The 19,563-nt window shown below is 53.0% G+C and carries 16 protein-coding genes; 10 read left to right on the forward strand and 6 right to left on the reverse strand.

Going from position 1 to position 19,563, the window contains the following annotated elements:
- The first annotated feature begins 74 nt into the window (after window positions 1-74).
- Window positions 75-992 carry a LysR family transcriptional regulator gene (locus ACR0EO_RS20025; protein WP_480692585.1) on the forward strand — a complete coding sequence of 306 codons (918 nt, stop codon included), beginning with the start codon at window positions 75-77 and terminating at the stop codon, window positions 990-992.
- Between the two features lie 252 nt (window positions 993-1,244).
- Here ACR0EO_RS20025 and ACR0EO_RS20030 read toward each other — a convergent pair whose 3' ends face one another.
- Both ACR0EO_RS20030 and ACR0EO_RS20035 read right to left on the reverse strand, forming a co-directional pair.
- Window positions 1,245-2,312: a ParB/RepB/Spo0J family partition protein gene (locus ACR0EO_RS20030; RefSeq protein ID WP_480692586.1), complete on the reverse strand. Its 1,068-nt coding sequence runs from the start codon at window positions 2,310-2,312 to the stop codon at window positions 1,245-1,247.
- The gene (locus ACR0EO_RS20035; RefSeq protein WP_480692587.1) at window positions 2,305-3,690 is read right to left on the reverse strand and encodes an AAA family ATPase; all 1,386 of its coding nucleotides are present in this window, start codon (window positions 3,688-3,690) and stop codon (window positions 2,305-2,307) included. Before ACR0EO_RS20035 ends, ACR0EO_RS20030 begins: the two co-directional genes overlap by 8 nt.
- A gap of 581 nt (window positions 3,691-4,271) precedes the next feature.
- Here ACR0EO_RS20035 and ACR0EO_RS20040 point away from each other — a divergent pair.
- Window positions 4,272-5,531, forward strand: a complete 1,260-nt coding sequence (locus tag ACR0EO_RS20040) for a replication initiation protein (protein ID WP_480692588.1) — start codon at window positions 4,272-4,274, stop codon at window positions 5,529-5,531.
- A gap of 48 nt (window positions 5,532-5,579) precedes the next feature.
- On the opposite strand, the gene ACR0EO_RS20045 is transcribed toward ACR0EO_RS20040, so the two are convergent.
- Entirely contained in the window at window positions 5,580-7,886 is a 2,307-nt protein-coding gene (locus ACR0EO_RS20045) for a Tex family protein (protein WP_480692589.1), read from the reverse strand.
- A gap of 327 nt (window positions 7,887-8,213) precedes the next feature.
- Here ACR0EO_RS20045 and ypfJ point away from each other — a divergent pair, with 327 nt between their 5' ends.
- The 3 genes from ypfJ (at window position 8,214) to ACR0EO_RS20060 (ending at window position 11,573) form a co-directional block, all read left to right on the forward strand.
- Entirely contained in the window at window positions 8,214-9,059 is an 846-nt protein-coding gene (gene ypfJ / locus ACR0EO_RS20050) for a KPN_02809 family neutral zinc metallopeptidase (protein WP_480692590.1), read from the forward strand.
- Window positions 9,060-9,220: 161 nt separating this feature from the next.
- The gene (locus ACR0EO_RS20055) at window positions 9,221-10,648 is read left to right on the forward strand and encodes an alanine/glycine:cation symporter family protein (protein WP_480692591.1); all 1,428 of its coding nucleotides are present in this window, start codon (window positions 9,221-9,223) and stop codon (window positions 10,646-10,648) included.
- Entirely contained in the window at window positions 10,632-11,573 is a 942-nt protein-coding gene (locus ACR0EO_RS20060) for a glutaminase (RefSeq protein ID WP_480692592.1), read from the forward strand. Before ACR0EO_RS20055 ends, ACR0EO_RS20060 begins: the two co-directional genes overlap by 17 nt.
- A gap of 91 nt (window positions 11,574-11,664) precedes the next feature.
- Here ACR0EO_RS20060 and ACR0EO_RS20065 read toward each other — a convergent pair whose 3' ends face one another.
- A complete protein-coding gene (locus ACR0EO_RS20065; protein WP_480692593.1) occupies window positions 11,665-12,609 on the reverse strand; it encodes a c-type cytochrome in 945 nt (314 codons plus the stop codon).
- Between the two features lie 48 nt (window positions 12,610-12,657).
- On the opposite strand from ACR0EO_RS20065, the gene ACR0EO_RS20070 reads away from it, so the two are divergent.
- From ACR0EO_RS20070 to ACR0EO_RS20080, 3 genes are read left to right on the forward strand one after another with little or no spacing between them, the layout of a single operon-like run.
- Window positions 12,658-13,230 (forward strand): RNA polymerase sigma factor, encoded by a 573-nt coding sequence (locus ACR0EO_RS20070; protein ID WP_480692594.1) that lies wholly within the window; start codon window positions 12,658-12,660, stop codon window positions 13,228-13,230.
- On the forward strand, window positions 13,227-13,973 hold the full coding sequence (locus tag ACR0EO_RS20075) for an anti-sigma factor (protein ID WP_480692595.1): 747 nt from the start codon (window positions 13,227-13,229) through the stop codon (window positions 13,971-13,973). Before ACR0EO_RS20070 ends, ACR0EO_RS20075 begins: the two co-directional genes overlap by 4 nt.
- A gap of 58 nt (window positions 13,974-14,031) precedes the next feature.
- Complete coding sequence (locus tag ACR0EO_RS20080) at window positions 14,032-15,111, forward strand: helix-turn-helix domain-containing protein (protein WP_480692596.1); 1,080 nt, start codon at window positions 14,032-14,034, stop codon at window positions 15,109-15,111.
- Here ACR0EO_RS20080 and ACR0EO_RS20085 read toward each other — a convergent pair.
- Window positions 15,084-15,974: a LysR family transcriptional regulator gene (locus ACR0EO_RS20085; RefSeq protein WP_480692598.1), complete on the reverse strand. Its 891-nt coding sequence runs from the start codon at window positions 15,972-15,974 to the stop codon at window positions 15,084-15,086. The genes ACR0EO_RS20080 and ACR0EO_RS20085 overlap by 28 nt on opposite strands.
- Window positions 15,975-16,080: 106 nt before the next feature.
- On the opposite strand from ACR0EO_RS20085, the gene ACR0EO_RS20090 reads away from it, so the two are divergent.
- Window positions 16,081-16,962, forward strand: coding sequence for a phytanoyl-CoA dioxygenase family protein (locus tag ACR0EO_RS20090; protein WP_480692599.1), 882 nt, complete (start codon window positions 16,081-16,083; stop codon window positions 16,960-16,962).
- Between the two features lie 10 nt (window positions 16,963-16,972).
- On the opposite strand, the gene ACR0EO_RS20095 is transcribed toward ACR0EO_RS20090, so the two are convergent.
- Complete coding sequence (locus tag ACR0EO_RS20095) at window positions 16,973-18,277, reverse strand: UDP-glucose dehydrogenase family protein (RefSeq protein ID WP_480692601.1); 1,305 nt, start codon at window positions 18,275-18,277, stop codon at window positions 16,973-16,975.
- A 161-nt stretch (window positions 18,278-18,438) separates the two neighbouring features.
- Here ACR0EO_RS20095 and gmd point away from each other — a divergent pair, with 161 nt between their 5' ends.
- The gene (gmd, locus tag ACR0EO_RS20100) at window positions 18,439-19,563 is read left to right on the forward strand and encodes a GDP-mannose 4,6-dehydratase (protein WP_480692603.1); all 1,125 of its coding nucleotides are present in this window, start codon (window positions 18,439-18,441) and stop codon (window positions 19,561-19,563) included.

Raw genomic sequence — 19,563 nt, forward strand, 5'->3', positions numbered from 1 at the left:
TCAAAGCAGTTTCCTCGAACCACCACCCAGAAATCCAATGACTAATGAAACCAACTGTTATAAACAAAATTAATATGAAACCCATCTCTGACATCCGAATTCTCAACGCTTTTGTCGCCGTTGCCCAAGAAGGGAACATCTCGCGCGCAGCCAAGCGATTGCATCTCACACAGCCCGCAGTCAGCCTGCAGTTGAAACGTCTGGCTCAAGACACGGGACTTGAATTGTTCCATCGGACATCCAAAGGTGTAGAGTTAACCAGGGATGGCGAAGCCCTTGTAGCAAAAGCAGAAAAAGTCCAAGCTGCCATCGCGGAGTTCGGCCAAACAGCCCGCCGGGTAAACGGAAATGTCCGGGGCACTTTGCGACTTGGGACGATCGTCGATCCAGACTTTATTCGTCTCGGTGCGTTCCTGGCAGCGCTTGTAGATGGCTACCCTGATCTGCAAACAAAGTTGGTTCATGGTATAAGCGGCGATGTCATACACCGGTTGGTCGATGGTCAGGTAGACGTAGGTTTTTTTCTGGGTGACCTCGAATGTTATGAGCTTGGTGGAGAAGGTCCGAGCCAATCCATCTTCTTTCAAAGAGAGCTGACCAAATTTACTTATCGAGTAATAGCTCCGGCCGGATGGGGACGACGCATAGTGGGCAAGGACTGGTCAGAACTGGCCTCGCTGCCTTGGATCGGAACACCAGAGAACTCGGTACACTACCGCTTGCTTGAGAGCATTTACGCCGACCTTGATTGCCAACCGGAGCCTGTCTGCTTGGTTGATCAAGAACCGTCGATGCTTGCGATGGTCCGCTCTGGTATCGGGTTGAGCCTTTGCAGGGAGTCAATCGCTTTGGAGGAGATGCAGTCGCGCGGGCTGGTTGTGTCCGATACGGTCAGAATTGAAACCTCGCTGCGATTTGTATCCCTTGCCTCCCGCAAAGCGGATCCGAATATTGCGGCAGCGTTTGATGCTCTCGGCACCACATGGAGCTAGCTTTGCATCTAGCGCCTGAAACTTTTGGAAGAACCATTATCGACGAACGACTGAGCGCTATCGTCAATCAGTCGTAGCGCTTGCCTCTTAGCTCTATTTTTCTCGTAATGCTCATTATTTACTACTTATGACCACTACCCTATTGATGGAGAGATTCTATGTTTTGCTCGACCTCGGGCTAAGCGCATAGAATCCTACATTTTTTGATGAACCGGAGCCCAAAGCTATTCGAGCTCCGGTTTCGTAGCGAAACTAGTTTAGGCGCTGGCAGATCTGCTCAACAATCTCCTTAGCCTCTGCCTCTTCAAGTTCTCTGCCCTGGATTCGAATTCGCAGTTCACCGGAAGAAAGCTCTGCGGTAACCTTACCCCCTCCAATCAAAGCAGTTTGGGCCAGGCGTTGAATTTGCTGAGGGCGCCCCCCTCTGGATTTATCCTTCGACGCCTCTGGCGTTGATTTCAGAGTAGCTTCTAACAAAGCCCACTCAGACTTTGCATCCAACTCCCCTACCCCGGCTAACGCTTGACGTAGTTTTCCCTGGGCCCCGTCCCGCAAAGCCGACGCCAGTTTCAACCCGGCTTTCTCCGACAGAGCCACTGGATGTTGAAGTAGATCTCCGAGAGCTTCATGGACCATCGCAAAGCTGCGAACTTTCGATCGCTTCGCTTTGGATGCCGCTGCGAAAAGAGCGTCTACCGCTGCTTCAGTTGACGCAAATACCCCCTGCCCTGCGGACAACACCGCGATACGCCCACGTTCATATGGGCTAAGGTTAGCGCGAAGCTCGTTCTCCTCAACCATCGAAACATAAGCGCCCTGCCCCGAACCAGCTTCACGAATAAATGCTGGAATCTGAGTAAACCTATCGTCTGTTTCAGCAAGTCGCCTGAATGCTTCGAGGCGTCTATAGCCCGAGATAAGACCGTATTCCTCGCCGTTGCGCGTGACTTCAATTGGTGTGCGCAATCCGTGAGCTCGCAGAGACTCCAGAAGTTCCAACATGGCTTCTTCGTCTTCGACCATACGGTCGCGCCGAATATAGTCCGCATCGATCTTGTCGGTAGGCAATTCTTCGGCGATCAAACCCGCGTCCTGAGCTTGTCGCCAGCGCGCAGCATCACCTTGATCCTGTGCCAAAGCCAGCCTGTCTGTAACACCGGCCATACCATTTAATGTTGCAGCTTCAGCGGCCACCTGTGCAATCGGTGGTGCTGAATTCTTCGACTCAAACGGACTAATTGATGGTTTCGCGACGAAACCTGCTTCCATCTGCTCAAGCTCAGCGGTGTCAGGTGCTGTCAGTCTTCTGCGTTTAGCCATCTGCTTCTCCTCCCATCTGAGCATCGCGCCACCAACACCCGATCAACACTTCTTTGAATTCGGCATAGGTTCTATCGAATGTTTCCCGACCACGAACGTATGTCTCGCGGTTAAAGTCACGGTAGTCGGCCTCGTAGATTCCGTTCACCTGCTCTCCGGCCTGCCCGACCAAAGCGGTGTAGTCCTGCCTATACGCGTTCATAAAGTCCCCGAAGTAGGCCTGAATAACATTTGCCATATCCGTCTGCTGACTGGCATCAAATCGCGTAATGATGGCCCGCACTACATCCCATTCGAACTTCAACTCAGGCAACCCAGCAGCTCTCTGCGCTGCGTTCTCTCCATCTTCAATACTTGCGAAGGTGGTATAGAGCATGTCGAAAAAGCGCCCGGTTGAATCAAACTCGAGGAAAGAAGCCCCCAAAGGCACCAAAAGAATGTCAGCTGCGGCTAGGGCATTAATAGTTAGGTACCCAAGTGCAGGAGGCGTATCCAGGATTACGATGTCGTAATCGTTCAAAACACCTTCGTCCTGCAGGAAGTTGGTTAATCCATCCCACAGCGGCCAGCTTCGCAAGCCCATACGCCACACCGGGATCTGAAATTCAGCCCAGTAGAGGTTCAGCTGGGCGCCAATTAAATCAATGTTTGGCCAATGCGTTTTTTGAATTACGTCACGGGGCAGGGTGTTCAAGGCTTCTTGCAGTGTTTCGTCTAAAGGAATTTCAGGCTGCGCTCCGGCGACACGCACCCGATTTTCTTCCTGCACAGCGCGGGCGTAATCCTTGGCGATAAGTGGGAAAACAGTCTGCCATTCATCAGCAACGTTACCGCCCAGAATAGAGGTCATCGATCCCTGGCTATCCAAATCAATAACCAGGACCTTATAACCATCTAGCGCAGCCGACATTGCCAAATGGGCCGCAGTCGACGTTTTCCCGACACCGCCCTTAAAATTAGCGACTGCGACGACTTTAGCCGGCAGTCCTTCTGGACGATAAGGCAGGTATTCCTTGGTGCTGACTCCCTCAGCCGCAAAGTGCTTTCTGAGCTGCAATACTTCGTCAAGGGTGAACCACTTCGATCCAGCTTCCCCCTCCCCCTGGGGAAGGTCAGGGTTTGCTTTCAGAACGCGTCTTAAATGTGCAGGAGCCACTGGTATGAGATACTTTGTTATCTCCCAAATCGAGAAACGCCGAAGCCGCTTTTCACCGTCGGGAGCGTAACCTCGGCGAGCAAGGTCCTCACGTCCTTTCGCGCAGAAACTGGCTGCTTTTGCGAATCGAGATGTGCCGATAGGATCCGGCAACTTACCTGCAGCTACTTCCGGGTCTAGATTCAAGTATGGCGGTAAGGGAGGTTGGTTTGATTTCGTCACTGTCGATGCCTCGAATAATGTTCGCCTTCACGGCGTATATTTAGGAACATAGCGAACATGAAGCTGTGAAGCTATCCTCAGAAGGTTAATTTTCCACAGAAAAAGCCATTGGGACCCGGTTTCGCCACGAAACCAATAAAAAGAAGCACACCAAGGGGAACAAAGAGTTTATTTCTTTTAGATAGTTTATAATATTTGCTGAATATAAATTGTTATTTTCCATGCACTTAAGTGCTTTTGGGTTCCCCTTTGCGGGATCAAAAGAACCCAGATACAGGACGAAGGGTGCCCGTAAGCAGGTTGAAGAGTAGCCGAGTCCGGGAAGAAGGGGCCCGATTCGCAGGACTTTGATTTTTTAACTGTTTTAGACCCTAATTCGTAGGATGTTGCCGGGGATAACTATCGTAATCGGCACCTCGAGATGTCCATTTTGTTGCCTACCTGGGGATAACTCACTGCGTGACTCACTTAGGTACCCAAACGCGGGATTCCCCTTCTCCTGTATTTGGGTACCCAAATTAGATTGATCCAAAGGTACTTTTCATGGCAGAAATTAGCAAAATGAGCAGTCAGGCAGAATCATGCCGGAAACACAGTTGGACATGGATCACCTCTCTGGCGCATTGCGCAGGGAGACGGTGAAGAAGAACGTAGCCGCGATTCATATCAGCGGTAAACTTACGTTGTTGCAGCGTAAGCTGTCGAACGTCTTGCTGTTGAATGCCTATGACGCTCTAACCTCAGCATCGACTCACACAATCGATGCCCGGACGTTGGCCATGATGGTTGGGTACAACTCCAATGACTTTGACACACTACGGGCCAGTCTGCGTGCCTTGGCCGAAACAGTTGCCGAATGGGACATGTTGGATGAACAAGGGCGTCAGGAATGGGGTGTGTCTTCGCTTCTGAGTTTTGCAAAGCTCAAGAACGGTGTCTGTGAATACGCTTATTCTCCAGCTCTTGCTCAAAAGCTGTACGATCCAAAGATATACGCACTAATCAACGTCCAGATTCAAAGAAACTTTAGCTCCGGGCACGGGCTGGCTTTGTATGAAAACTGCTACCGGTTCGTGCGGACAGGCTCCACCGGATGGTGGCCGTTGGATGTGTTCCGAAAGCTTATGGGAGTCGATGGTAGTGACTACTACAGTAGTTTTAAACATCTCAACGCGAAGATCATCAAACCCGCGGTCGCTGAGGTTAATAAAAGCTCTGATATCTTGATCGAGCCAGAGTTTCAGAAAAAGGGCAGAACTGTCACGGACATTCGTTTCCTCATAAAGGGAAACCCTCAAAAGGCGATGTTCGAGATTGATGACAGCGACGGTGTAAGAAACCTGGACGTCTATAGATCGCTACGTGAGCGGGGTGTCTCGGACAGACTTGCCCGACAGTGGATTGCCGAACATGGGGAGGACTATGTTCAGCAGAAGCTTGACTATGTAAGCGGGCAGGGGGGTGTGAAATCCACCGTGGGATACCTGTCTGCGGCACTGAGAGACGATTATCAAACGCCAGAGGAAGAAAAGCCTGCTGAGCCAAGTCCCGAAGCTATAGAGGCCGCACAACAAAGAGCGGCGCAAAAGGCGCAGGAGGACATGGCCTATGAAACGCGCGCCGCTGAACGTGCTGAGCGATCGAGAAAGCTCTCTATCGTCGAAACACTGGTTTCGCGACGAAACCCTACGCAGAGGGATGCGGACAAACGGCTGTTTCTGGCAGGGCTGGACAATGACTTGGATCGCGAACATTTCCGTGCGCACGGGTGGCGCTCCGGTTTGAACGCTTCGGCAATTTTCGATTTTTGGAAAGAATTAGAACCCGACGCCTTCGATTAAAGCGCCGGGTATCAGAATGCAGATAGGGAGGTAGCGGTATCTAGCTAATCAACGATCCTTCATCGCAGATTTTAGTGCGTCTGCCATGGCGTTGTTGTGCGCATTTCGCTGAGATTTTGCGCGTTGTGGTTGCTTTCCCCCTGAGTGCTGGCGGAACTTATTTGACGTACGTTCAGGGCGACTTTCGCGACCTGAAGCACCGCCATCCTTGCGCATGGTCAACCCAATCCGTTTACGCTGAACGTCAACATCAGCGACTGAGACTTTCACCACTTGTCCTGTCTTGACCACTTCGTGGGGGTCTTTGACAAATCGGTCTGCTAACTGACTGACGTGAACCAGACCGTCCTGGTGCACTCCGATGTCCACAAATGCTCCGAATGCGGCAACGTTGGTGACTGTGCCTTCCAAAACCATTCCGGGCTTCAAGTCGGTGATGTTTTCAACTCCGTCCGTAAAGGACGCAGTTACGAAACTCGGCCGAGGATCACGTCCAGGCTTTTCAAGTTCTGCAAAGATATCCTGAACAGTGGGCAATCCGTACCTGTCGTCAACAAACTGCTCGGCGCGTAATCCTTTCAAGGCACCGTCATGGCCCATGATCTGACGAATATCCCGGCCACATGCGGCAACAATGCGGCGCGCGACTTCGTAAGATTCCGGATGAACCGAAGAGGCATCGAGTGGCTCTGATCCGTCACGAATACGTAAGAATCCGGCACATTGCTCAAAGGCGCGCGGACCAAGCCGAGCAACTTTCAGCAACTCCTTACGCGATTGAAAAGCGCCATTCAAATCGCGGTGCAAAACGATGGCCTCAGCCAAACCCGGCCCTAGGCCTGATACGTGAGAAAGCAGTGGCGCAGAGGCGGTGTTCAAATCAACACCAACGGCGTTCACAACGTCTTCGATTACAGATTCCAACGATTGGGACAATCGATGCTGATCGACGTCATGCTGATATTGTCCAACGCCGATGGATTTTGGCTCGATCTTGACCAATTCGGCCAATGGATCCTGCAGCCTCCTTGCGATCGAAACCGCCCCACGCAGTGAAACATCTAGATCTGGAAACTCGCGAGCAGCGAGTTCTGACGCTGAGTAGACCGAAGCGCCAGCCTCAGAGACGACAACCTTGGTCGGAGGCGTAACGGTTTTTGGCAGAAGTTTAAGGGTGTCTGCCACCATCTTTTCTGTTTCACGGCTGGCGGTGCCGTTGCCGATAGCAATGAGTTCAATCTTATGCGTGGCGATCAGTTTCAGGATAGAAGACTGTGCACCGCGCAAGTCATTTTTTGGTTGAAAGGGGTAGAGTGTTTCCGTTGCAACCACCTTGCCTGTTGAATCAACAACAGCAGCCTTTACACCGGTGCGTATTCCAGGGTCCAAACCCAACGTTGCACGCGCGCCAGCGGGTGCAGAGAACATTAAGTCTTTGAGATTGCGAGAAAAAACCTGAATTGCTTCGGTTTGAGCACGGCTCCTTAGATCCGCCATCAGTTCGACCATCATCGACAAGGACAGCTTCACTCGCCAAGTCCACCCAGCCACTTTGCGAAGCCAAAGATCTCCCGGTGCTTCGCTTCGGGTGTGCAATTGCGCTGCCACAATTGCCTCAGCCCGGGCTGCACCAGTCTCAGGTTCGGGTGCAATATCGAGTGTTACGATCCCCTCTTTCGAGGCCCGCAACATGGCCAACGCCCGATGGGATGGTGCATTGGACCATAGTTCAGAGTGATCGAAATAGTCGCTGAACTTCGCACCTTCTTGTTGCTTGCCATCGATAACTTTTGAGGTCAGCAAAGCCTCTCGCTGCATAAAGCTGCGCAGTTCACCCAACAGAACGGCGTTTTCTGTCAGACGCTCAGTTATAATGTCGCGCGCACCGTTCAGCGCGTCTTTGGTTGTGGGTACAGCTTCTGTCACAAAATCCTGCGCCAGCGTTTCAGGATTGGCGGAGCGATCGTTCAGAATGCCATCTGCAAGCGGCTCGAGTCCGATTTCCCTCGCGATCATTGCTTTGGTCCGGCGCTTTGGTTTGTAGGGCAGATAAATGTCTTCAAGCTGAGCCTTGGTGTCAGCCTGCGCGATTGACTTAGCCAGATCGTCGGTAAGCTTACCCTGATCCTTGATTGAGCCAAGGATCGTTTCCCGTCGCGCCTCAAGTTCGCGTAGATAGGTCAGGCGATCGGACAATGTGCGTAGTTGGGTATCGTCCAATCCGCCTGTGACCTCTTTGCGGTATCGGGCGACAAAGGGGACGGTGGCCCCTTCGTCCAGCAGTTTCACCGCGGCGCCCACCTGTGCGGGGCGGGCATTGATCTCGGTGGCGATGGTGCGGGCAATGCGGTCCAAAGGGGCCTCCTGAAAATGTATGGAGAAACTTCTTAGCCAGCCGCATCCCTAAGGGAAAGGGGGAGAAACCACATGGGCAATCTCCCGCAATCGTTCGTTCAGAATTCCAAAGCTGGCCATCAATAGTCACGTTTCGTGCTTCGGTGAGAGGGCTGCGTGCATTTGTTAGAGATTGTCTGCAATCCGTATGCTGAGCCTTGTTGAGTTTGCCCATCCCAAGGCACGCATCAAACCGACAGGGCATCAAGACCGTTTCCTGAGTTTGCTTTGAAGAGCAAGGAACATCGCAAAAACTATGTTAAGATGTCCATTAGGTTAGGAGGTCTCATGCGGTGGCGAGGAAGACGTACAAGCCGAAACATTGAAGATCGGCGCCATGGATCTCGTGGTGTATCCCGCGCTGGCATAGGTGGCTTTGGCCTGATTGCGGTGATTGTCATCGGTTTGTTCCTTGGCGTGGATGTAACCCCGTTTTTGACAGGTGGTGGTCAGCTAACGTCCCCGCAGGCCAATGCGCCGGTGCAAATTGACGATGAAACCGAAGAGTTCGTCGCCGTGGTTTTGGCGGATACCGAAGCGGTCTGGTCGCAGATTTTCCAGCAATCCGGAATTCAGTACACTCCGCCGATACTGGTCCTTTTCGCAGGTCGGACTCATTCGGCATGTGGAAATGCGATGGCGGCAACCGGCCCGTTCTATTGCCCGGTTGATCAGCGCGTTTATCTGGATACCTCTTTCTTTCAGGTGATGGAGCAGCGTCTGGGTGCACGGGGCGATTTTGCCAAGGCATATGTGATCGCACATGAAGTGGCTCATCACGTGCAAAACAGTTTGGGTGTTCTCGAGCAGGTTAACCGCGCCAAAAGCCAATCCAGTCAGGTCCAGGCGAATGCACTTTCTGTCCGTGTTGAACTTCAGGCTGATTGTTACTCCGGCGTATGGGCACGTGCCGTCGACCAACGTTTTGGCGTATTGGAGCCAGGTGATATTGAAGAAGCGCTGAACACTGCTGCCGCTATCGGAGATGATGCTCTCCAACGGGCGCAACAGGGTGTGATTGTCCCCGACAGCTTCACACATGGCACCAGTGAGCAGAGACAGAATTGGTTTTATCGTGGTTATAAAACCGCTGACCCCAACAGTTGCGATACTTTCTCAGCCAACCAGTTATAGGCAGAAGCCGAGCAGGGACGGCACGTTGGTTCGTTTTGTCTGACCAGAATGAAAAAATCCCAAATATAATGCTTAAGTGCTAAGGTGCATTAGTAATTGATTTTTTTTGCGCAGTCTTTTTGGAACTTGCGCACAGTCTTTGGGATTGTTGAGGGTCAAGAATGGATTTTTTTGTTGATGGATTAAACGGCATCCTCTGGAACTATGTCCTCCTCTACGGCCTTCTGGGCGCGGGTCTCTATTTTACCATTCGATTGGGAGCACCACAGTTTCTACACTTCGGTGAAATGCTGCGTGTTATTACCTCGGCCCCTGGTACGGACAAACGCGGCATCACACCATTTCAGGCACTAACTGTCAGTCTTGCATCACGCGTTGGCACCGGAAACCTTGCCGGTGTTGCGGTCGCACTGACGTTGGGTGGACCCGGCGCTATTTTCTGGATGTGGATGGTCGCTTTGGTCGGAATGGCCACTGCATATTCCGAAAGTACTCTCGCGCAGCTTTATAAAATCACCACAAAGGGCGGTGACTTCCGCGGCGGGCCGGCATTCTATATTTCCAAGGGTCTGAATGCCCCATGGGCTGGTGTACTGTTTTCGGTTTGTCTGATCCTCAGCTTCGGGCTGATTTTCGTAGCGGTTCAATCGAATTCGATTGCCGAGGCCTTGAGCGGCGCTTTTGGGATAGAAAAGCTCTGGGTCGGTATCGCAGTCGCTGCTGCTGCGGCAGTTGTCATCTTTGGAGGCATTAAAGCTATTGCTAAGGTCGCCGAGATATTGGTGCCGTTCATGGCAGGTGGTTACCTTTTGATCGCAGTGATCGTGATGATCTTGAATATATCTGAGGTGCCGGGCCTGTTGTGGCTGATCGTGTCCAGCGCTTTGGGTTTGGAAGAGGCCGCTGGCGGAGTAGCAGGCGGTGTAATGGCAGCGATGTTGAACGGCATCAAACGCGGACTTTTCTCAAACGAAGCCGGTATGGGCTCTGCCCCAAACATCGCGGCCGTTGCTACACCGTCACCGCATCACCCCTCTAGCCAAGGATTGGTTCAGGCCTTTGGTTGCTTTGTGGATACGATCCTCGTCTGTACTGCAACCGCACTGTTGATTTTGCTATCTGGGGCTTTGGATGGGGGCGAAGCCACAGGAATGCAGCTGACACAGAACGCACTGGACGTTCACCTGGGCCCGATCGGAACCTACTTTATTGCCATCGCGATCATCTTTTTCGCGTTCACATCCATTCTTGGGAACTATTCCTACGCCGAAAACGCGATGGTTTTCCTTGGGCTGGAAAGCAAGTTTGCGATGTCTCTGCTCAGGGCGGCGTGTTTGGCAATGGTGGTTTGGGGCGCAATGCAAACCGTTGCGACCGTTTTCAACTTTGCCGATGCTGCAATGGGGCTAATGGCCGTTATCAATCTGACTGCGATCTTGTTGTTGTCCGGCACTGTCTACCGTCTCACGCAGGACTACTTCAGTCAAAGGAAAGCCGGTCAAGAACCGACTTTCGTATTGGCGGACTTTGAGGGTTCACCAAAAGGTGTCTCAGCCAAAATCTGGAATGAAGATGCGCAAACCTCTTGATCCGACACTTGTTCAGGAAACGCTCAACAAGATCACGAACCACATGGCCGGAGAGGCAAATCGTGGCGAGGTTGCTGATTACATACCCGAATTGGCTGATGTTTCGCTGAACCAATTTGGGATAGCTGTCGCACCGCTCGAAGGTCCTCCGCTTATTGCCGGAGATGGAGATGTCCCATTTTCGATTCAGAGTATATCCAAAGTCTTTGGCCTGGTTGTTGCGCTTGAACATGTAGGGGCAACACTATGGCGGCGGGTCGGGCGCGAGCCTTCGGGCGATCCCTTCAACTCTATAGTTCAGCTGGAGTTCGAACGGGGTAAGCCAAGGAATCCTTTCATCAATCCCGGGGCGATCGTGGTGTCTGACGTGATACTTGAGCATCGTTCGGATGAAGAGGATGTGCATCCGGTTCTGGATCTTTGCCGACGTTTGGCCGAAGCGCAGGATATCTCGGTGGATGAAGACGTGTTCGCTTCGGAAGTCGCAACGGGGGATCGGAACAGAGCGTTGGCTTACTTCATGCTTGCCGAGGGCAATATCAAAGGTGACGTGCGTAAAGTCACCGAAAGCTATTTTCGACAATGCAGTATTGCAATGAGTTGCCTACAACTTGCCGTTGCCACCCGGTTCCTGGCATCGGGTGCCAAAGGACCGAATGCCGAAACCGCCGCTGTCACACCAGAGCGTGTCCGCCGGATAAACGCTTTGATGATGACATGCGGCTGTTACGATGCTTCGGGTGAAGTTGCTTTCCGGATCGGGTTACCCTGTAAAAGTGGGGTCGGAGGAGGCGTCGTTGCCATTGCGCCCGGTGTTGGCTCGATCGCCGCTTGGAGCCCGGGCTTGGATGAAAAGGGGAACTCTGTTCTGGCTTTGAAGGCCATTGAAGAGTTGGCGCGCGCATTGAATTGGTCTGTGTTCTGATGACCGTTTCACTTGGCGCGCCGATTGAAACTCCGAAAAGCTCCCATCAGGCTGATAACGAGCTAATGAGAGTTGAATGGGCATTCACCCTTTAGGAGTCTCCCTGAGACTTCTCCTGAAGGTAAGCAATGACGTTGATGATATCGTCTTCCTTTTTCAGGCCGCGAAACTGCATTTTGTTTCCGGGAACGGTGCCTTTAGGGTCAGCCAGGAATGCAGTCAGTGTTTCAGGTGTCCAGACGATTTCCGAGTTTTGCATAGGGCCTGAATACCGGAAACCATCTGCCTGTCCAGCAGTTGCGCCGATAATCCCGTGCAAAGAGGGGCCGACAGTGTGCTTATCCTGATCCAGCTTGTGGCAAGCGCTACACTTGCGGAACACTTTTTTCCCCGCCTTTACGTCTCCTACAACCGCGGCCACAGTGACCGGGGCAGCGGGGGCCGCTTCGGCCTTTTTGTCATCCATGTTGAAAATCAGACGCGCAGTCACGGGAACCGTGCGGGTGATGCCCGGCAAGTCGGCCAGTTCCATCAGTTTGTTGACTCCCGCATTCACGCCGGCATCTTCGGTGCTTAGGAAAACCATATCATTGGTCGATACCATCACCGACGTTTCGGACAGTCGGGCTACAAACATTTCGGTATCAAACTCGACATCAGTTCCTGCCAAAGACAGGACAGCTTCGGCATCGACCGTGGTGGTTTCACCCACGCTCAAGTTTGAGACTTTGCTCATGTTGAACTGGGCCGTTAGCGATGCGGTGCCAGCTTTGCGGAAAACAAATTCGATCATCCGGTCGTTGCGAATGTCGATATTGGTTTCGACCGAGGAAAGATCAATCTCGATTTCAGCTTTGCCATCCGGGCCGACGTGACCGCTAAGATTGGTGAAGGAGTTAACCTCGCCCACGGTGTCTTTTTTGATGGTGCCGTAGGCCAGATGAGAGCCTTCCGGAGCCAGTGTCCAGCTTTCGGCAAGCACGGGGGTTGCAACAATTGCCGACGCAATCGTGACTGCCTTCAACAGAAGTTTCATTTCATTCCTCCTCGGGTTATGTCAAATCTGAGCCCGCGGGCCCGGTCCGTGAATGACAAACACACACAGGTCGCGATTTATTCGATGAGTGGTGAAATAAGCTCGGAACAGGCCGTGCGCGGCGCCATCCAAATGCATTCGAAACGTGTTTGGCGGTTCGGGCTTGCTCTGTCGGGCGCTTCAGATGTGGCCGACGACCTTTTGCAATCCACCTGTCTGCGCGCGCTGGAACGGCATCATCAGATCACTTCGCACGCTCGTTTGGACAGTTGGTTAATGACGATCTGCCGTTCGATCTGGCTAAACGAAGTACGATCGCGGTCGGTCCGAAAGGCGCAGGCGCTGTCTGTCACGCCCGAGGCGGAATTAATTGCAACCGGACCCGATACGGAAACGAATATTTTCGCTGCTGAAGTGTTTACACAAGTGATGCAGTTGCCAGAAGCGCAGCGGGAAACGGTGATGCTTGTGTTCGTCGAGGGCTATAGCTATCGCGAGGCCGCCGCGTTGCTGGAGGTGCCGATAGGAACTATCATGAGCCGGTTGTCCAACGCCCGGCAGAAACTGAAAAGCGTTATGCAGCATGAGGCGGCGAACACCGTTCGACGGAGGGGCAAATGAAGTTTTCCGATGAGACGCTGTTGGCGTATCTGGAAGGCAATCTGGATGAGGCCGAAACAAGCGCTGTTGAAAGCGCAGTCGAAGCTGATCCCGAACTTGAACAACGCCTGATGGCGCTGGACCCCTTCGCGCCTGTTGTGCAAACGGTTTTTGAAGGCTTGCCCGCCGAAACACCTGAGGTCGTTTTGCCCGATCTAGAACCTTCGGTCTCGGTGCCCCCCGCCAGCGGAGGGTTGCGTTTGTTGGCCGTTGCGGCTTCGGTTGCTGTAATCGCCGTTTCGGCAACTTTTTGGGCAACGCGGCCCGTACCGATGGGTTGGGCCCAGCAGGCCGCGATTTACCAATCTCTGTATGTCCCGGATACGATTGCGTCGCTGGACAGCTCATCCGAAGCACTCGACGCACAGTTTGCTTTGGCTGAGGAACAGTTGGGCCGCTCACTTAACCGCGAAGCGCTTGAGGCATTGCCGGGTATGGAGCTTAAGCGCGCTCAGGTCCTGTCGTTCAATGGAAAGCCGCTTGTTCAAGTGGTGTTTGCTGATGCAAACGGCCAGCCGTTTGCGTTCTGTGTGATCCGACAGGGCGAGGGCGCGCCAAGTAAGGATGTGAAGCAAGCGGTCCTCAGTGGTTTGGCTACGGCAACATGGGCGCAGGATGGGTATGGTTACATGTTGCTAGGCAGCAGCGACCAAACAGATCTGAGCGGCCAACTGGACTTTCTGACGACACGTTTTGCAAGCTGAGGGTAAAAGGCGCAAAAACGCCTTGTGAACCCCGCCAAATCTCAGAAATATACCGGGTATGACGCCGAAACCTGTCATCCCAGATCCAGATGAGGACGCCGATGCGGTCGGTCCTCCCAGCATCTATGACGCAGACCCTGCTGACGATGACGATCTCTGGTTTTTGCCGCCCGAGGATGAAGAAGCGATTGAGGACTTTCTGTCACCCAGCCCCAAAGCAGAACAGCGTTTGTTGTTCGACCCCAGGGATTGGCGTGAGGCGCAATCGGAACTGTCTTATGAATTGGCCGACTTAGCAGCTACTTTCGGTGCGTTAGACGAACGTTTGCGCGCAGGGCCCAATGGATGGACCCATCGTTTGGCTCTGATGGACGTGTCCGATTTGGGTTGGTGGACGGGTGATAGGATCAGTGTAGACCGCCTTGCTTTATGGACAGGGCTACGGATAGGCGCCACCGGTGATGATGTTCAGGCGTTGTTTCGGGCCGGTTGGGCCGTGCGCAGGTTGACTGCGGGGTCGGGCCCGTCCGAAGGGGGATGGGAAACAGGTCTGACTGCGTTTTTGGATCGCACGGCGCAGGGTATAGAAGAGATTCCAGAGGCGGTCGCCGACCTTGCTGAAGTAATGCAGAACGCCAGCGGCTTACATCCGGTAACGCAGGCTGCAATCGGGTTTCATGCATGGCGCGCGTTTTCACCAGGGATCGGGCAGGATACAGAGGCTGCCATCATTGCTGCCCGGCACGCTGCGACGATGGGGCGGGGCGGGGCAATGTTTATGCCGATAGCTTTGTCCGGACCGGGTGCGCTGCGAGGTTTTGGGGAACCTCGTGAAAAGCTTTCGGCCTGGATCAGGGGGGCGGGGCAGGCGGCATTGTCTGCGCTTTTGCATCTGGATCGGATCAGTGCCTGGGACCAACGCGCTCGAGAAGCAACGAGCGGACTTAGCGGACGTACACCTCCGCGTTTGATTGATGTCCTGACAGCGTGGCCCATGGTTTCCGCTCCCTTGGCCGAAGAATTGACGAAGGCCTCACGCGCCGCAGTTCAACGCAATATCGATCGGTTTTCCGAGCGCGGCTTAATCCGAGAAGTCACGGGGCAGGGGCGCTACCGGGTTTGGACGGCGGCATTATAGTCCAGCAACCACTCGCGAAACGCACGAGCGGCAGGGCGCAGTGCGCCTTTAGAAGGGTAGACAAGGTGGTATGCTTCTTGCCCTGCGACCTCAATTTCGGGCAGGCAGGGAACCAAGCCTGACAATTTCATAATTCTGTCTGACGCAGGCGCCCGGGCCAAAGCGATTCCACCGCCGCTGGCAGAGAGCTCGGCAGCCATAAGGGAATTGTCAGCGAAGAAAAAACGGGCCTGTCCAGATGGCAAGCGCAGAGTATCGAATAGGTGAAGCCAACTGGCACGATGGGTTGAAACTTCGATCAGAGGGAACTGAAACAAATCCTGAGGCCGTTGAATTTGCTCTGAGATTTCTGGTGGCGCTACCGGGTACAGACGCTCTTGCAGCAATTCGTCTCCTTCCGTCCCGAATAGAGTTGGGTTTCCAAACACGATCTGCAAATCGGTAAATCGATTGGCAAAATCCGCCTCTAGATTGCCAGTGGTGAGGGACAAATTGATATGTGGATGGATGGTTTGAAAATCAGGCAATCCACCCGCCAGTATTCCATGTGCAAAAAGCAAAACGGACTGGACGTACAGTCGTTGTTCCCGCGTTTCACCAAAGAGTCCGGTGGTGGCTGTTTCCAACATCAGCAAGGATTGCTGAACGGATGGCAGATAGGCACGACCTGCCTCGGTCAGAGTCACTGCGTGAGCATGACGATGAAACAAAGGAGTTCCCAATCGGGTTTCCAGAGCCTTAACTTGCTGGCTGACCGCGGCTGCGGACATGTTGAGTTGCGCGGCGGCGCGGGCAAAGCTCTCGGTTCGAGCAGCGGCCTCGAAAACGCGCAGCCAGTTTAGCGAAGGGATACGGGACGACATAGTAACAGGCTAAGCTGAACTTATCCTAACGGGCAAGAGTTTGCGTTCTGACAGATTGACCTCCTGATATATCCTGAAAGGACAAGCTTTAACGGGGTCTCCAACAATGCAAGCTGGTTCCACGCCTAACACTGCTCTGACAGAAGAGCAGTCTGCCAAATATTGGAAAGATGGGTTTCTTTTCCCACTGACAGTGTTCTCTGAAAACGAAGCGGCCGATTTCCGGGCCGATCTTGAGCAGATCGAAAAAGACTGGCTGGCGGCTGATTTGCCCCTGCCATTCAATACTTATAAGCGCGTGAATGCGCATCTGGTGATACCTTTAGCGGCACAAATCGCCTTAAATCCGCGCGTGCTGGATGTCGTCGAAGGTGTGCTTGGACCTGACATCATGGTTTGGTCGGCTGAGTTTTTCATCAAAGAGGCTCACACGGATCACACTGTAGGTATGCATCAGGATCTGACCTATTGGGGAATGGGAGAGACGCCAGATCAGGTGACTGCCTGGATAGCCTTGTCCCCAGCAACCGTCGAAAGCGGATGTATGGACTTTGTGCAAGCCAGCCATAAGAACCCGATCCTGCCGCATAACGACACCTATTCGGATACAAACCTGCTATCCCGTGGCCAGGAGGTCGCCGTCGATGTCGCCGAAGAAGACAAGACTCATATCGAACTCTCTCCGGGGCAAATGTCACTGCATCACGGTTTGACTATCCACGGGTCTGGACCGAACCGTTCCGATGATCGAAGGATAGGGTTGGCGATCCGATATCTAAACCCTAATGCAAAACAGTTGGTGGCGGACCGGGACTATGCAGTTTTGGCACGTGGAAAAGACGAACAGTCGAACTTCGTGCACGTTGAGCCTCCGAGCACATTGTTCTCAGAGGATGCCCTTACACTGTATGAGCAGGTGCGCCGCGATCAGAGTAAAGCGTTGGCAGAAGGTGCCAAAGACTCAGTTCCCCTATATGCGTCCACCTGAAGAAGGGCGTTTACCGACCAATCCCAACGTAAGTATCGAAGCCTGAATCCAGCGCTTTTCTAGGCGAATAGATATTCCTTAAATCCACCATGCGGGGGTTTGCCATTGCTCCCGCAAGGTCAGCCAGATTCAGAGCGCGGAACTCATTCCATTCCGTCAGCAAAACAACAGCGTCAGCATCTTTTGCCGCTTTGTACGGATCGGTTTCCCATTGGACGCCTGGCAAGAGGTGTTCGCCTTCGGATTTACCTTGGGGATCGACAACACGGACGCTAGCGCCTCCGCCGATCAAGGCGGGGACAATTGTCAGCGACGGCGCATCGCGCATGTCGTCTGTATTGGGTTTGAACGTCACGCCCAGAACCGCGATGGTTTTTCCGTTGAAGCTGTCATCGCAAGCATCGCGGATCTTATCGATCATTCGCTTCTTTACCTCGTCATTCACACGAATGACGGTTTCGGTAATCTGCATCGGGTGCGCGTGTTCCTGACCTATGCGGGCCAACGCCGCAGTGTCCTTTGGGAAACAAGATCCGCCATAGCCGGGGCCTGCATGTAGGAACTTGTTGCCTATACGGCCATCCAAACCAATGCCGCGAGCGATTTCTTTCACATCTCCGCCAACGCGTTCGCACAGGCCGGCGATTTCGTTGATAAATGTAATCTTGGTCGCCAAGAACGCATTTGCTGCGTATTTGATCATCTCGGCGCTTTCCAAATCGGTTGTCAGGATTGGAAAATCACGCAGGTATAGCGGCCGATAGATCTCGGCCATCACATCTGCTGCACGGTCGCTTTCTACACCAACAACAACGCGGTCAGGACGCATGAAGTCGTCTATCGCGGCGCCTTCCCGCAGGAACTCTGGGTTAGAGGCAACATCGAACTCAGCGTCAGGATTGGAGGCGGCAACGACTTCGTGCACCTTTCGGTTTGTCCCGACGGGCACGGTCGATTTAGTCACAACTACTGTGTAAGAGGTTATGGACTGAGCAATTTCTTCTGCGGCGGCCATCACATAAGTAAGGTCGGCATGGCCGTCCCCGCGGCGTGTCGGCGTGCCAACTGCAATGAAAACTGCATCTGCGCCGTCAACGGCGGCAGCCAGATCTGTTGTGAAGCTCAGTCGTCCGGCGGCTACATTTTTAGCCATTAGCACATCCAAACCGGGTTCGTAGATGGGAACTTCACCGGCTTGCAACGTGCGAATCTTATCTTCGGCTTTGTCGACACAAATTACGTCGTGACCAAAATCAGAAAAACAAACACCTGACACAAGGCCAACGTAGCCGGTGCCAATCATCGCAATACGCATTTAAAAAAACACCTTTCCGGCCAATCGTTATTCGTTTGCAGCAAACATTCAGGAAAGTTTTGCCGATTTCAACGACAATGAACTTCGTTGGGTTGCAATCTTGTTATTCTTGCTGTTTTTGCAATGTGAATACTGAATACGAAATTCCGTGGGAAATGACGATGACAAAAAAAGCGTTGATTACTGGTATTACTGGGCAGGACGGTTCTTACCTGGCCGAGTTTTTGTTGGAAAAAGGTTATGAAGTTCACGGGATTAAACGTCGTGCTTCCTCATTTAACACACAACGGATTGACCATATTTATCAGGATCCGCACGTACCCAACCCAAAGTTGCAACTGCACTATGGCGACCTGAGCGATACGTCGAACCTGACTCGAATCATTCAGGAAGTTCAGCCGGATGAGGTCTACAACCTTGGCGCGCAGTCTCACGTCGCAGTCAGCTTTGAATCTCCGGAATATACAGCTGATGTTGATGCGATTGGTACGCTTCGCTTGCTGGAGGCCATCCGCTTTTTGGGGCTGGAAAAGAAAACCCGGTTCTATCAGGCATCTACGTCTGAACTGTACGGGCTGGTGCAAGAGATTCCGCAGCGTGAAACAACCCCATTCCACCCCCGTTCGCCATACGCGGTGGCCAAGCTTTATTCGTACTGGATCACAGTGAACTATCGCGAAGCCTATGGCATGTATGCCTGTAACGGCATTCTGTTTAACCACGAAAGCCCGCGTCGTGGCGAAACCTTTGTTACGCGTAAGATCACCCGTGGATTGGCGAATATTGCTCAAGGTCTCGAAGATTGCCTGTATATGGGTAACATCGACAGCCTGCGTGACTGGGGCCATGCGAAAGACTATGTGCGGATGCAGTGGCTGATGCTGCAGCAAGACAATCCAGAAGATTTCGTGATCGCGACTGGTGTTCAGTATTCGGTTCGTCAGTTCATCGAGTGGTCGGCCGCAGAATTGGGTGTGACCGTAGAATTCTCGGGTGAAGGTGTGGATGAGATTGCGACGGTCAAGTCGATCAAAGGTGATAACGCCCCTGCCTTGAAGGCGGGCGACGTCATTATGCGCATCGATCCACAGTACTTCCGCCCGGCGGAAGTGGAAACACTGCTTGGCGATCCCTCGAACGCTAAAACCAAACTTGGTTGGGAACCCGAACTGACCGTGCAGGAAATGTGCGCTGAAATGGTACGGGAAGACCTGAAAACGGCGAAACGCCATGCGTTGTTGAAAGAGCATGGTTATGAACTGCCGGTAAGCCTTGAAAACGGCTGA

The organism is Ruegeria sp. BE9, from assembly GCF_056538765.1.